11 protein-coding genes and 1 pseudogene are annotated in these 14,116 nt (G+C 55.6%); 8 read left to right on the top strand and 4 right to left on the bottom strand.

Translation table 11 applies throughout. The annotated features are described in order from the left end of the window. Positions 1-48: 48 nt before the first annotated feature. Together dbpA and trmA are read right to left on the bottom strand one after the other, a co-directional pair. Positions 49-1,632, bottom strand: coding sequence for an ATP-dependent RNA helicase DbpA (gene dbpA, locus Q8W22_RS09565; RefSeq protein ID WP_370694169.1), 1,584 nt, complete (start codon positions 1,630-1,632; stop codon positions 49-51). Then, the gene (trmA, locus tag Q8W22_RS09560; protein ID WP_305452230.1) at positions 1,632-2,735 is read right to left on the bottom strand and encodes a tRNA (uridine(54)-C5)-methyltransferase TrmA; all 1,104 of its coding nucleotides are present in this window, start codon (positions 2,733-2,735) and stop codon (positions 1,632-1,634) included. The genes dbpA and trmA overlap by 1 nt, the downstream gene beginning before the upstream one ends. A gap of 38 nt (positions 2,736-2,773) precedes the next feature. Here trmA and Q8W22_RS09555 point away from each other — a divergent pair, with 38 nt between their 5' ends. Both Q8W22_RS09555 and Q8W22_RS09550 read left to right on the top strand, forming a co-directional pair. Further along, a complete protein-coding gene (locus tag Q8W22_RS09555) occupies positions 2,774-2,914 on the top strand; it encodes a hypothetical protein (protein WP_305415283.1) in 141 nt (46 codons plus the stop codon). Positions 2,915-2,938: 24 nt separating this feature from the next. Continuing rightward, complete coding sequence (locus Q8W22_RS09550) at positions 2,939-3,820, top strand: acyl-CoA thioesterase II (RefSeq protein ID WP_305452229.1); 882 nt, start codon at positions 2,939-2,941, stop codon at positions 3,818-3,820. Positions 3,821-3,835: 15 nt separating this feature from the next. Here Q8W22_RS09550 and Q8W22_RS09545 read toward each other — a convergent pair whose 3' ends face one another. Together Q8W22_RS09545 and xseA are read right to left on the bottom strand one after the other, a co-directional pair. After that, positions 3,836-4,822, bottom strand: coding sequence for a peptidoglycan DD-metalloendopeptidase family protein (locus tag Q8W22_RS09545; protein ID WP_305415281.1), 987 nt, complete (start codon positions 4,820-4,822; stop codon positions 3,836-3,838). Between the two features lie 82 nt (positions 4,823-4,904). Then, entirely contained in the window at positions 4,905-6,266 is a 1,362-nt protein-coding gene (gene xseA / locus Q8W22_RS09540; RefSeq protein ID WP_370694170.1) for an exodeoxyribonuclease VII large subunit, read from the bottom strand. A gap of 269 nt (positions 6,267-6,535) precedes the next feature. Between xseA and Q8W22_RS09535 the strand changes: the two genes are divergently transcribed. The 6 genes and pseudogenes from Q8W22_RS09535 to Q8W22_RS09510 form a co-directional block, all read left to right on the top strand. Then, complete coding sequence (locus Q8W22_RS09535; RefSeq protein ID WP_305415278.1) at positions 6,536-7,015, top strand: DUF3015 family protein; 480 nt, start codon at positions 6,536-6,538, stop codon at positions 7,013-7,015. Between the two features lie 208 nt (positions 7,016-7,223). After that, positions 7,224-9,251, top strand: coding sequence for a DUF4105 domain-containing protein (locus Q8W22_RS09530; protein WP_305452226.1), 2,028 nt, complete (start codon positions 7,224-7,226; stop codon positions 9,249-9,251). Between the two features lie 146 nt (positions 9,252-9,397). Continuing rightward, positions 9,398-10,324: an alpha/beta hydrolase gene (locus Q8W22_RS09525; RefSeq protein ID WP_305452224.1), complete on the top strand. Its 927-nt coding sequence runs from the start codon at positions 9,398-9,400 to the stop codon at positions 10,322-10,324. Positions 10,325-10,474: 150 nt separating this feature from the next. Further along, positions 10,475-11,962 carry an IMP dehydrogenase gene (gene guaB / locus Q8W22_RS09520; protein WP_303432007.1) on the top strand — a complete coding sequence of 496 codons (1,488 nt, stop codon included), beginning with the start codon at positions 10,475-10,477 and terminating at the stop codon, positions 11,960-11,962. 183 nt (positions 11,963-12,145) lie between these two features. Continuing rightward, a complete protein-coding gene (gene guaA / locus Q8W22_RS09515) occupies positions 12,146-13,723 on the top strand; it encodes a glutamine-hydrolyzing GMP synthase (protein WP_303432008.1) in 1,578 nt (525 codons plus the stop codon). Between the two features lie 247 nt (positions 13,724-13,970). Next, a pseudogene (locus Q8W22_RS09510) lies at positions 13,971-14,116 on the top strand (IS3 family transposase); the annotation flags it as partial.

Genomic DNA, 14,116 nt, shown 5'->3' with positions numbered 1-14,116 from the left:
GTGTAGTCCCTTATCAAGTGCCCGGAATCATTGGACGACTACAATCCCTTAGAGCTTTCTGGCCTTGATGGTTTTGCCCTTGACCCGGCCCTGGTTCAAGACCTCAACAGCTTGTCGGGCGGCGGTTCGTTCAACGGCAACGTAAGACACCATGTCCAGCACGTGGATTTTGCCAACCTGCTTGCCCTGGATGCCACCGGGTGCGGTGAGTGCTCCCAGCACATCGCCGGGGCGCATTTTGTGTTTGCGCCCGGCGGCAATACACAGGGTGGCAAATTCCGGCAGCACCGGGATTGGGGTATCGATGCTGAGTTCCTCAACAGCCATACAAGGAATATCAATACCTTGCTGGTTGTTAAGCGCCTTGCGTTTGTTATCTTCGCTGTCGCCGATCAGGGTGATGGCAATCCCTTCCTTGCCAGCCCGACCGGTGCGACCAATACGGTGGGTATAGACTTCCAGCTCGCGTGGTACCTCGACGTTAATCACGGCTGGCAAGTCGTCAACATCCAGACCCCGTGCTGCGACGTCGGTAGCAACAAGGAAGTTGGCAGAGCCTTGCTTGAACTGGGTCAAAATGGCATCGCGGTCGCGTTGTTCCAGGTCGCCGTTGATCGCCCGGGCAATAAAGCCCAGTGATTTCAGCTGCTGGGCGATTTCTTCGGTGCTTTGCTTGGTGTTGCAGAACACCACTGCTTGTTGAATATCAAAGTGCGCTAACACCCGATCAAGAGCGGCCGGGCGCTGGTGGCGATCACACAAGACCAGGCGCTGATCAATGCTGTTGCTGGTGTGAGTGGATTCAACCTTGATGATCTCTGGCGACTGCTGGTATTGAGCGCTCAGTTTCTGGATGTTGTTCGGGTAGGTGGCGGAGAACAACAACGTCTGGCGGTCTTCCGGAGTGTGGCCAATGATGTGCTGGATATCGTCGCTGAATCCCATATCTAACATGCGATCGGCTTCGTCCAGTACCAGAGTGTGTACCTGACTGATGTCCAGTGTGTTTTTGCGCAGGTGATCTTTCAGGCGTCCCGGTGTGCCGACAACAATATGAGCGCCGTGCTCCAGTGAGCCGATTTGTGGGCCAATGGATACACCGCCACTTAATACCACGACCTTGATATTGGCCAGATAACGGGCCAGCTGGCGGATCTCGGTGGCTACCTGGGATGCCAGTTCGCGGGTCGGGCACATAATCAAACCCTGTACGCCAAAAAAGCGCGGATTGATCTTGGTCAGCAGTGGAATGGCGAAGCTGGCGGTTTTACCTGAGCCGGTTTTGGCCTGGGCAATCAGATCCTTACCGTCCAGCGCCAGCGGCAAGGCCAGTTGCTGGATAGCCGTCATGGCGGTGTAACCCATGGTGCGCAGATTATCGATTTGTTCTGCGGGTAAATTCAGGGCTGCAAATTCACTGCTGGTTGGGGTTGAGTCGGTCATGGTGGCTGCCTGTGGTGTATCCGTGATGGACTGATGCGACCGGGCGGCGTTGCCGGCAGGGCTGGAATCAGCAGAGGTGTCAGTATTGTTAGCCGTGGTTTTTTGCGGATGTGTCTCGCTGCGCCGGGTGCGGGCAGAAGAGCGGGAACCGAGTTTGCCACTGCGGGCGTTTTTCCAGGGATCAACCATCAGACAGGTCTCCGGGTGAGTAACACACCGGTCTCAATATGATGGGTATAGGGGAACTGGTCAAACAGTGCGCAGCGCTGAATGGTATGGGTTTGTGATAACAGTCGCAGGTTGGCTTGCAGGGTTTCCGGGTTACAGGAAATATAGATGATATTGTCGTAGTCCTGCACCTGCTTGACGGATTCGTCGTCGAGTCCGGCCCGGGGCGGATCGACCAGCACGGTGCGGAAATCATAGCTGCTGAGATCGACGTCTTTCAGCCGTTCAAACTGCTTTTCACCGCGTAAAGCCTGGACAAAATCCTCGCTGGCGAGGCGGGCGATAATCAGGTTGTCGATCTGGTTATCGGCAATATTGACCTGGGCTGCAGCCACGGAGGTTTTGGAAATTTCAGTGGCCATAACCCGATCAAAACAGTTGGCCAGAGCGATGGAGAAATTGCCGTTACCGCAATAAAGCTCAAGCAGATCCCCGCCAATTCCTGCGGAACAGCGACGCGCCCAGCTGAGCATTTTCTGGTTCATCTCACCATTGGGCTGGGTAAAGCCGCCTTCAATCTGGCGATAACGATAGGTCTGGCCATCGACGCTCAGCTGCTCGGTAACATAGTCGCGTTCCAGTACAACTTTCTGTTTGCGCGAACGGCCAATAATGGCGACATTCATACGCGCCATCAGGGCGCGGGCTGCCACTTCCCAGTCGGCATCGAGTTTTTTGTGGTAAATCAGCGTGATCAAGGCATCGCCACTGAGGGTGGTGAGAAACTCAACCTGAAACAGTTTGCGTCGCAGTGGCTGGTTGTCTTGCAACTCGGCCAGCAAGCGCTGCATCAGATCGTTGATCTGTTCTGAGGCAATGGGGAAATCGAGCACTTCCAGCGGTTTTTTGCGGTCTTCCGGGTCAAACATGGCGTAAAAACAGCGGTCGCCACTGTGCCAAAGACGAAATTCGGCCCGCAAGCGAAAGTGCGTTACCCGGCTGGCAAACACTTCCAGTGCCGGGGGATCAAATTCAGACAGTCGTTGCGTCAGGGTTTGGCACTTTTGTTCCAGTAGTTGCGGGTAGTGCGCTGGCGTAACGCCGGGTTGGTACAGATCTGACATAAAAGCGGGTAAGCTCCGCGGAGGAATAAAAAAGGTAAATGAAAAAAGCCGGGCATTATACGGCGCTGGCAAAGTACAACAAGCGTACTGCACTGAAGCTTGAAAAGAAAAATAACCTGGCGGTCATTGCCCGGTTATTTTTCCTGGAACGCTGGCCGCTGATATCATCAGGCGATTGATTATAATTATAAAAGGAACCCGGCATGAGTGATGTTCTGGATGAGTTGATTGGTTTACTCGACCTGGAGCCAATTGGAGTGAACCGTTTTCGAGGTCGCTGTCAGGATCTTGGCTTTAAAAACCTGTTCGGTGGACAGGTTCTGGGTCAGGCATTATCTGCGGCAACCCAAACCTTGCCAGGTGATATTCATCGCGATTGGCTACCCCATTCCCTGCACTCCTATTTTTTACGTCCCGGCAATGTCAAGGACAGCCTGGAATTTGAAGTCTCGGTGCTGCGGGATGGCCGCAGTTTTGCCAACCGGCAAGTGCTGGTCAGCCAGCTGGGCAAAGCGGTGATGACCATGACATGCTCGTTTCAGCGCCCGGAGGCCGGGTTGGAGCATCAGGTCGCGAAACCTGCCGCCGAAGGCCCGGAAGGCATTGCGTCGCAGGTGGAGCTGGCGCGGCAGTGGCGGGATTGTTTCCCGGAGCGTTTACGACCGATTTATACCGCCGACAAGCCGGTTGAGATGCGGGTTGTCGATCCGGTTAATATTTTCTCGCCAGAAGTACGGCCACCACACAAAACGGTGTGGATGCGCAGTGATGACACCATGGACGACAGCATTCGTCATCACACGACCTTGCTGGCCTACGCCAGTGACTTCAATCTGATCACAACGGCTTTGTTGCCCCATGGGGTAACGGTATTCCAGAAAGAAATGCAGGTTGCCAGCCTGGATCACAGCATCTGGTTTCATCGGCGGTTCCGGATGGATGACTGGCTGCTGTACAGCATCGACAGCCCCACGGCTTCCGGTGGCCGGGGGTTCTGTCGCGGGCAGGTGTTTTCTGCCGATGGCAAGCTGGTGGCCTCGATCGCCCAGGAAGGTCTGATTCGCCATTGCCAGCCAGAGGATTAGTCTGGCGGGCTGGCGTCAGGGCTGAACGGTCTCGCTGGCAGCTTCCGGTTTGGGTTCCAGGAACAGCATGGGATCTATCCGGGCGTTGTTCAGGCTGAGCGTCCAGTGCAGGTGTGGCCCGGTAACTCGCCCGGTTGCGCCCACCAGACCAACGTGATCGCCTACCTCCAGCTGGTCTCCCGGCTGCACATCAATACGGCTCAAGTGGCAAAACATCGAAATCAGCCCTTGGCCGTGATCCAGCAACACGGTATTGCCGTTGAAATAATAATCCCCGGTTTGCACCACGGTGGCTTGCGCCGGGGCAATGATCTCGGTGCCGGTGGCGGCGGCAATATCCAGCCCGCTGTGCGGATTGCGGCGTTGGCCATTAAAAAAGCGTTGTAAACCAAAGGGGCTGGAAATTGGCCCTGTTACCGGCCAGATCATCGGTTGCCACGGAGCCGTTGCTTGCTGGCCGGAAACCGGAGTGAAGGACGTAAAGACACTTTTCATCTTACGGCTTTCGGCACGGATACGTTCCAGCGCGGGCTGACTGGGATTGACGTGTTTGTTTTTTACCGTTAACCACTGTTCGGCGTAGCTGTGGGGGGTAACGTCGAAGGTTTGTTTTTGGCCGTTAATCGTCAAGGTGCGTTGACCTGGCGATGATTTCAGGTCAATGCCGACGACGGCGGTCCAGTGATGGTTGTCGCCGTCGCCGCTATTAATGGTCATCACTGGACGACCGCCGACCTCTACTTTGGGGGGAGTGGCGCTGTTGCCAAGGTCGAACAGGGCGACACCACCAGGCACCAGTTGTTGCTTGGGCAGTGGTTGTTTGGGTGGCTGTTGCTGTGTATCGGCGCTGACCGGTAGCGTCAGGCACAGTCCCGCCATGGTGGCGAATAGCAGACGGGCGGATTTGGCTAGCGTGGTGTTCCGTCGAGTGGCTGGCTGGCTGTTTGAGAGGCTGCCGGAAGTCGTTGTGGCTGGGCGGCTTGTGTTGGAATCCTGCATCATTGCTGTTTCCTTCTCTTGCTTGTCTGTATCTGCCGCTGGATCTGCGGGCGTTGTCGTTGTGTACGCGATGTCTATGGTTGGCTCAGGTGCTCGTTCCGTCGGTGTCCGGGTGCGGGGTGATGATCTCACACTCCAGCCAGCCTTGGGCCAGTCGTGCATGAACCCGCTCCCCGGCCTGATGCTGTTGGGCATCACGAATCACATCACCACCGGGGGTCTGGCACAAGGCATAACCCCGGCCCAATACATTGAGCGGGCTAAGATTGTTGAGCAGCTGCGCCTGACTACCCAACTGTTGCTGGCGCTGCTGCAACAGACGTTGCATGGCGTGGCGCAGGCGAATACCCAACTGGTCGTTCTGACTGCCCAACGCTGCCAGCGTGGTTTGTGGATGTTGGTGCTGCAGCCGCTGATGCCATTGCTGGATGTGCCATTGGCGGTGCTGTTGTTGCTGCTTCCAGGACGCCATTAACCGCTGCTCCAGTTGGTCGAGCTGCTGGGCGTTTTGTTCCAGTTGCCGGGCTGGGTGACGTAACCGCTGTTGCAGATGCTGCAGTTGCTGGCTGGCGGTCAGTAAGGACTGGCGCTGGCTCCGTAGCAGACGCTGTAACAGCTGAGCCAGTTGCTGATAACGACTGGACTGATCGTCGCTGACCAGCTCTGCGGCTGCGGATGGCGTTGGTGCGCGCAGGTCGGCAACAAAATCACAGAGGGTAAAATCCACCTCGTGACCAACAGCACTGATCACGGGCAAGCGCGAGGTAAACACCGCCCGCACCAGCGCTTCATCGTTAAAACACCAGAGATCTTCCAGTGAGCCACCACCACGGCCAAGAATAATCACATCCACACGCTGATCCCGGTTGGCGCGTTCAAGGGCAGATACCAGCTGTGCTGGCGCGTCCTGTCCCTGTACCAGAGCCGGGTAGACATCCACTTCAATGGACGGATTACGGCGTTGTAACACCGTCAGAATATCGTGCAGAGCGGCACCGGTGGATGACGTGATAATGGCCAGGCGGCGGGCTTTGGGTATCGGCTGCTTGTGCTCCTGATTAAAGAGCCCTGCGGCGGCCAGTCGTTGTTTTTGCTGCTGGAAAGCCAGTAGCAATGCCCCTTCTCCGGCCGGTTTCATGCTCTCGACAATCAGCTGGTAATCCCCCCGGGCAGTGTACAGACTGACCTTGGCGCGAATTTCAACCTGATCACCTTCCTTGGGCGAGAAAGTTAACTGCGCAGTGCGAGAGCGAAACATGGCACAACGCACCTGGGCACCGCGATCCTTCAGGCTGAAATACCAATGGCCGGATGACGGGCGGGCAAGGCTCGACAACTCTCCTTCTACCCGTACATTGGCAAAGGATATTTCCAGCAGTTGCTTGGCGCGTTCATTCAGTTGACTGACCGTAAACACGGCGGGCGGGGTGGGTGAGGGCATGGTGATCTCGAACAGGGTTTGTGCAGAGGCTGCCATAGCCGCCGGGCTTTGACCAGAAGAGGGGATGGTTTTGTGTGGTGATTGTTCATCTGTGGTACAACTGTTTTTTGGCTGCATCAGCGGAAATGAGAGTGAGGGCGTACATCGGGTTTCAGTTGTTGGTACCATAAATGAGGTGGATAAGGCATATTAATGTCCCCCATGGAGTGCGGCAGCGAGTACATAACAAAACGCTGGTTGTCGTAATGAATTGACCCGGTTCAAGGATACAAACTATGAAAAAAATTGCGGCAATTGCCATTCTGACAGCATCATCTTCATTTGCACTGGCTGCGAATGGCCCAGCTGGTTGTGGCTTGGGTACGGCAGTTATTTTCCCCGATGCCAATGAATGGCATGAACATGTACTGGCAGCCACGACTAACGGTACTTCTGGTAACCAGACTTTTGGCATGACCTCTGGCACCTTGGGTTGTGAGGCGGCTCATGGTCCTCTGTCCCAGGGACTGACCCAGGCATTTATCGACGACAATATGGATCAGCTGGCTGCTGATGTTGCCGTTGGTGAAGGCGAAACCTTGAATGCGCTGGCCGAAGTGGTGGGTGTTGATCTGTCTGATCGCGCCACTTTTGCTGCTGCACTGCAAGCCGATTTTGACGCCATGTTCAACGAAAATGCGACTTCTGCTACCGCGCTGGAAGCCATGACCGCTGCGATGGCTGCGGATGCCAGCTTGCAAAAATACCTGGGCTGATCTGATCGCTCAGAGGTAACAGATTGCTGAACAGTGATCTGGAAAAAGTGCGCCAAGGCGCACTTTTTTGTGTCCTTTATTTACGTTATCGATTTCGATCTGCAGATATGGACGCACATAGAGATGTCCCCTAAAGATTGATAGGTTGCTGGTTGGGTATCCCGACAGGAGGGATATCTGATGGGCTTGATCAGTGAGCACATTGTGAATGAATAGTTACCCCGGCTGCAGCAGCGGTATCCCTCTGACCGAACCGTCGCGGCGCTTGCTTGCCTTTATTGTGTGTGCGGTTGCCGGTTGTCTGGGCCTGGTTCCGGCGCAAGCCGACACCCCTGAGCCTGACATGCTGTTGGCATCTCCGCCTGACTCCATGCTACAGCCATTGACCGCACCAGAATCACAGCGTCTGGATGCACTGGCCGACGCGCCTCAGTGGCGGCACTTGCTGCATTATCGCTATCACCCGTTCAGTTTTCGCTGGATGGCCCAGAATGATTCGCCGGATTTTTATCTGGCTCACCCGGATGGTCATCTGGAAGGAGAAGAAGGGCTGCGCAAAGAGCTCAAGGCCGATGTGCAGGCATTTTTACAACGGGGTCTCGGCCCGGATATTTCTGCACAATGCCGTTTCCCGGCCCGTTATCATTGGTTGCAACAACAGTTGCCAGAATACGACTGGCAAGATCAGCCTTGCCCGGCATTTGAGGATTGGCGTGCCACACTGGATGCTTATTCCCTGACCCTGGTCTTTCCGGCGGCGCATATCAATTCGCCATCTTCCATGTATGGCCATACCTTGATACGTATGGATCGCAAGGACCCGGCGTCGAGCAAGTTATTGGCCTACAGCGTGAATTTTGCCGCCAACGCCAACCCAGATGATAACGAACTGGTGTTCAGCTATAAGGGGCTGACCGGAGGCTATCCCGGCGTGGTTTCGGTCATGCCGTACCATGTCAAAACCCGTGAATACCAGCATATGGAATATCGTAATGTCTGGGAGTATCCACTGGCACTGACGCCCACAGAAGTGGACCAGTTTGTTCGCCATGTCTGGGAGCTGAAAGATACCGGGTTTGATTATTTCTTCTTTGATGAAAATTGCTCCTACCGGGTGCTGGCGATGATCGATGCCGCCACGGAGCGTTCAGACTTGGCTGATGACTTTGTGTTAACTGCCATTCCGGTCGAAACCATTCGGGCGCTGGACTCCGCCGACCTGATCGCCGGACATGTGTTTCGGCCATCGGCTGCTGCCGAGCTGGAAAATATGGAATACCAAAGCTCACCAGCGCAGGTTCAACTGGCGTTGCAACTGGTCGCCGGTCAACTATCACCGGCGCAGTTACCCAATAACCTGGATGATCAGCAACAAGCACAAGTGCTTGAACTTGCGTTTACCTATGCCCGTTATCTCTCGGTGAAAAAGAAACAGGCCAGCCCGGTATTACGGCGGCAGACTCTGGCCATTCTGAAAGCGCGCAGTCAATTGAACCAGACCAGCGGCAGTGCCTTTCCACTACCAGTGCGAGCACCGACCCGTGATGACCTTGGCCATGGCTCGACCCGGGTTGGTGTGGCGATGGGGGTGGTGGACGATAAACGGTTTACCGACCTGTCCTTGCGTCCGGCGTACCACGATGTGATGGATCGGGCGAAAGGTTTTGTCCCTGGTTCTGAAATCCAGATGTTACACCTGACGCTGCGTCACCAGCCGGATACCAGTGCCCGGGTACAGCAATTGTCGGCGGTCAAGGTCTTGTCTCTGGCCAGTCGAGGGGAGTTGTTAAAGCCACTCTCCTGGGGAGTGGATGCGGGCTACGATCGTTTGCCCGACCTTGACGGCCGTGCCGGGGCCGGTCATGGCTATCTGAATACTGTGTTTGGCTACACCTGGGGGCTGGGGCAAAGCCCACTGTCTCCCAATGGCATGGGGCGTATTTATACCCTGCTGGAAACCCGACTGATGGCCGGGCAACAACTGGGTGATGCCGGTTGGAACCTCTCGGCGGGGCCAGTGGCGGGCTGGCTGTATCAAGGAGCGTTATGGCAATGGCAGCTGTCGGGACAATGGACACCGGGTATTGCCGGGGAACAACTGGACCTGCAGCAGTGGCAAGGGCAGTTGGGGCGCACGATTCTGGATTCCGGACAACTCCGGTTAACAGCCAGTACCCACCGCGTTGAACATGAGTGGGTTGAGCAATGGTCGCTTGGCCTGAACTGGTATTTCTGAGGCGGTATTTCTGAGGCGGTCCGGGTCATGTGGCCAACCAATGGCGGTTTTGATGGTGTGGATGTCTTGGTTGTGTGTCTTGGTTGTGAACAGCCTGGTTGTGATGTCTTGGGTTTGGATGGCGTAAAAGTGAGGATCTGGTTGTGATGGCATTACGCCGTTGGTGGCGTGGCGGTTTTGTGATGGCTGGTACGATCGGCTTGCTGGTATTGATGACGGGCTGTGCTTCGCTGACGCGCCTGTATTTTCACCCGCAGCAGGTCTGGGTTCGAACACCCGCCGCCCTGGGGCTGGCGTATGACGATGTTGAGCTGACTGCCGCCGATGGCACCTTGCTGCATGCCTGGTGGCTGCCGGGGCAAAAGGCTCACGGCACTGGCTCCGTAATCCCCGGATTGTCTGCAGAGACCGCACACACCGACACCGAGGAGCCGCTACCCGTGGTGCTGTATTTACACGGTAACGCAGAAAATATCAGCTCCCACCTGCTCAGTGTTGCCTGGTTACCCGCACAAGGGGTTGGCTTGTTGGCGCTGGATTATCGGGGTTTTGGTGCTTCGCAGGGGCAGCCGTTATTGCCGGATGTGCTGCAGGACCTTCACGCAGCCGCGGCGTGGTTGCAGCAACGTTTTCCTGAACGGCCTTTGGTGGTAATGGGGCAAAGTATCGGTGCCGGCCTGGCGGTACCTTTTGTTGCCGACTCCGCCGCGCGTTATGGCATTGATGCCCTGGTGCTGGAAGCGCCACCGGCCCGCTACGCTGAGGTAGCCAGAGATATGTTCTCACGCAGCTGGATCGGCTGGGCCCTGATGCCTGCCACCTGGTTGTTGCCATCCGACTGGGACCCCGATGCCTATGCCGCCGCGATTTCGGTGCCGGTACTGGTGATCCATAGCCCGGAGGATCAGGTCATCCGTATCGGGCAGGGTAAAATACTGTATTCCGATTTGACTGGCCCTGCCTGCTGGATAGAAGCCAGCGGCCCCCATGTCGCTGCTTTTGCCCAGCCGGAAGTACGCCAGCAGACTCTGGAATTCCTCTCAGGACTTTCCTGTCCGGCGTTGTCGAAGTAAGACTTTCCGGGTACAATGCCGCGCCTAAGTTTCTCCGGGGTCGCTTAAAAACGTGATATTCCCGGCGGATCAGGCCAGCGATCTAGGCTTTCCGTCACCGCGTTTGACTTCGGGTAACCTCCCAAATTTCCCCATTCTGGAAGGCTCTCTATGTTGCGAATCGCTCAGGAAGCACTCACTTTTGATGATGTGCTATTGGTTCCCGGTTATTCTGAAGTTCTACCCAATCAGGTTTCTCTGAAAACTCGTTTGACCCGTGGTATTGAGCTGAAAATTCCACTGATTTCTTCCGCAATGGATACCGTCACCGAAGGCCGTCTCGCCATCGCCATCGCCCAAGAAGGTGGCCTGGGCATCATCCACAAGAACCTGACGCCAGAAGAACAGGCCGCCGAGGTTCGCAAGGTTAAAAAATACGAAAGTGGCGTCGTCAAAGACCCGATTACCGTAACCAGCTCAACCACCATCAGTGGTGTACTGGCGCTGGCCGACCAACTCAATATTTCCGGTATGCCAGTGGTCGATAATGGCGAGCTGGTGGGTATTGTGACCCGTCGTGATGTACGCTTTGAAAAAAATCTGGAAGCCACCGTTGCTTCCGTGATGACCCCGAAAGAAAAACTGATCACCGTACTTGAAGGCACCAGCCCAGCGACCGTTCAGGATCTGCTGCACAAGCACCGTATTGAAAAAGTCCTGGTACTGGACGAAGCCGGCAAGCTGGTGGGTTTGATGACCGTCAAGGACATCGACAAGGCCAAAGCCTCTCCGAACGCCGCCAAGGATGATCAGGGCCGCTTGCTGGTCGGTGCCGCAGTTGGTACCGGTGCCGGTACCGACGAACGCGTTGATGCCCTGGCCGCAGCCGGTGTTGATGTCATCGTTGTGGATACCGCCCACGGTCATACCTCCAACGTGAACGGTACTGGCGTTATCGACCGCGTTCGTATGATCAAGGAAAAATACCCGAATGTGCAGGTAATTGGCGGCAACATCGCCACAGCTGACGCCGCGATTGCGCTGGCAGAAGCCGGTGCCGATGGCGTTAAAGTCGGTATTGGCCCCGGTTCTATCTGTACCACCCGTATCGTTGCCGGTGTGGGTGTACCGCAAATCAGCGCCGTAGCCAACGTGGCTGAAGCGATGGAACAATACGGCGTTCCGGTGATTGCTGACGGTGGTGTACGCTTTTCGGGTGATATCGCCAAGGCACTGGTTGCCGGTGCATCCGTGATTATGGTGGGTTCCATGCTGGCCGGTACCGACGAAGCCCCCGGCGAAGTGGAACTGTTCCAGGGTCGTGCCTACAAGTCTTACCGTGGCATGGGGTCACTGGGTGCCATGGGTCAGACCCAGGGCTCTTCCGACCGCTACTTCCAGGACAAGAAAGAAGGCGTCGACAAGCTGGTGCCTGAAGGTATTGAAGGGCGTATTGCCGTCAAAGGCCCGCTGTCAAATGTGGTTCACCAGCTGATGGGTGGTGTACGTGCCGCCATGGGTTATACCGGATGCGCGACCATCGACGATATGCGCACCAAACCCCAGTTTGTACAGATCACCGGCGCGGGCATGAAAGAATCCCACGTGCACGATGTACAGATTACCAAAGAAGCGCCTAACTACCGCCTTGGTGACTGATTCGTGTATCTCTCTGGCTTGTGTGCGGTTGCTATGCGCGCAAGCCCGGGAGGAGCCACCCCACAGGGGGCAAGCGCTACGGATTATATGGATTAAAAGAGAGGGGATTAACGTCCCCTTTTTGCATTTTACATTGAACTGAACATTCACCCAGGGCCAAGGCCCGGTTTTCATGGATACCCTATGTCTCAAGATATCCACGCCCAGAAAATTCTGATTCTGGATTTTGGCTCCCAATACACCCAACTGATCGCCCGTCGTGTGCGCGAAATCGGTGTGTTCTCGGAAATTCGTGCCTTTGACATGGACGAAGCCGAAATTCTGGCATACAACCCAAGCGGTATTATTCTGGCCGGTGGCCCGGAGTCCGTTACCGAGGCCGGATCACCACGAGCGCCGGAGTGTGTCTTTACCCTGGGCGTACCCGTGCTGGGTATCTGCTACGGCATGCAAACCATGGCCGAGCAGTTGGGTGGTCAGGTTCAAGGTTCCAGCATTCGTGAATTTGGCTACGCCCAGATTCAGGTGGAAGGGAATGGTCAACTGTTCCACGATATTCGGGATCACATCACCGACGACGGCCAATCGCTGCTCGACGTCTGGATGAGTCACGGCGACAAGGTATCCGCCATGCCGGAAGGTTTTGAGCTGATGGCCTCGACGCCATCATGCCCCATTGCCGGTATGTACCTGGCCGACAAGCATTTTTATGGCGTCCAGTTCCACCCGGAAGTGACCCACAGCCTGCAAGGCCAACGCATTCTGGAACGTTTTATTCTGGATATCTGCGGCTGCGAAGTACTCTGGACACCGGCAAAAATCATCGAAGACCAGATCGAAAAAGTCCGCGCCCAGGTAGGTGAGCAAAAAGTATTGCTCGGCCTGTCTGGTGGTGTTGACTCCTCGGTGGTGGCGGCTTTGCTGCACAAGGCAATCGGCGACCAGCTCACCTGTGTATTTGTCGACAACGGCCTGTTGCGCAAGAACGAAGGCGACATGGTGATGGAAATGTTCGCCAACAACATGGGCGTTAAAGTCATTCGTGCCGATGCAGAAGCGCTGTTCCTGGGAGCGCTGGCTGGGGTCTCTGACCCGGAAGCCAAACGCAAGGTTATTGGCGGCAACTTTATCGACGTTTTTGACGCCGAAGCCACCAAGCTCAAGGACGTTCACTTCTTGGCGCAAGGCACCATCTACCCGGACGTGATTGAATCCGCCGCCTCCAAAACCGGCAAGGCCCACGTGATCAAATCCCACCATAACGTTGGCGGCCTGCCAGACGATATGAAAATGGCACTGGTTGAGCCATTACGGGAACTGTTCAAAGACGAAGTGCGCAAAATCGGCCTGGAACTCGGTCTGCCATACGACATGGTTTACCGCCATCCATTCCCGGGGCCGGGCCTGGGTGTTCGTATTCTGGGCGAAGTGAAAAAAGAATACGCCGATATCCTGCGCGAAGCCGATGCCATCTTTATTGAAGAACTGCATAACTTCGACTGGTACCATAAAACCAGCCAGGCCTTCGCGGTATTTATTCCGCAAAAGTCCGTTGGCGTCGTGGGCGACCAGCGTCGTTACGAATGGGTGATTGCCCTGCGTGCCGTCGAAACCATCGACTTTATGACCGCCCGTTGGGCGCACTTGCCCTACGAACTGCTGGAAAAAGTATCCAACCGCATTATCAACGAAATAGAACACGTCTCCCGCGTGACCTACGACGTGTCGAGCAAGCCACCAGCGACGATCGAGTGGGAATAATCACCCGTTAGTCTCTGGCTGGTAGTATAACTGGCAAAAAATACATTTAAGCCCATGTTTTCATGGGCTTTTTTGTTTTTATTTCTGACAGTATTTGGCAACTGATGGCAGCGGGAAGCACCGCTTGAGCGTGGTATAGCGGTGGTATTATTCTCTCCAGACACCATGCACAATCCTGATCAATATCACTACCTCTGGGCTGCTCGGCGCTGCCTAATGTAGTGGCTCAATGATTCCGGACATCAACCACGCTTACAAGCAGGCCACCGTTGAACGGCCGGATATTCCCAACCACCTGGATCGTGAGTTTGCAGTAGAGCAGCCCGATCGGATCTGGTGTGGCGACATCACTTACATCTGGAGCGGTCAGCGATGGAGCTATCTGGCTGTGGT

The sequence above is a fragment of the Oceanobacter sp. 1_MG-2023 genome, assembly GCF_030689025.1.
Lineage (GTDB): Bacteria > Pseudomonadota > Gammaproteobacteria > Pseudomonadales > Oceanobacteraceae > Oceanobacter.
The sequence above is the reverse complement of the archived record's forward strand: the minus strand, read 5'-3'. Positions and strand labels throughout refer to the sequence as shown.